Here is a 621-nt window from a genome sequence, read left to right as displayed (position 1 = left end):
AAAGCCCATCGGTTTTCACAGAGAAAGCACCGCCCTGAACGATACGGACATGAAGTATCTGCTTCTTTATCTGGAAGAAACCTACGGGCTTACCAATGAGAAAAAGATTGATAACGCCATCGGGATTGTGGCGAATGAAAACAAGTACCATCCCATCCGGGACTATTTAAGTACCCTTGTGTGGGACGGGACAGAGCGAATCCGCTTCTGCCTGCGGCACTTTCTGGGGGCTGACGCAGACGATTACACCTATGAAGCGTTGAAGCTGTTCCTGCTGGGTGCAATCTCACGAGCCTTTCAGCCGGGGTGCAAGTTTGAAATCATGCTCTGTCTGGTAGGCGGTCAGGGGGCTGGAAAGTCCACCTTCTTCCGGCTGCTGGCAGTCCGGGACGAGTGGTTCTCCGATGATTTGCGGAAGCTGGACGATGACAATGTGTACCGCAAGCTGCAAGGTCACTGGATTATTGAAATGTCGGAAATGATGGCAACCGCCAACGCCAAGAGCATTGAGGAAATCAAGTCATTTTTAAGCCGGCAGAAAGAGGTCTACAAGATACCTTATGAAACCCACCCGGCAGACCGCCCCCGTCAGTGCGTGTTTGGCGGCACTTCCAATGCCCT

The 621-nt window shown here is 52.2% G+C and carries 1 protein-coding gene; it reads left to right on the top strand.

Annotated features, from left to right (window positions below; genetic code table 11):
- Window positions 1-621: virulence-associated E family protein (locus DW922_RS16825; RefSeq protein WP_243032292.1), on the top strand; the 621-nt coding region annotated here is incomplete at both ends.

The organism is Clostridium sp. AM42-4, assembly GCF_003480105.1.
Lineage (GTDB): Bacteria > Bacillota > Clostridia > Lachnospirales > Lachnospiraceae > Brotaphodocola.
Note: the sequence above shows the minus strand (reverse complement) of the source record. Positions and strands in the feature narration are given on the sequence as shown.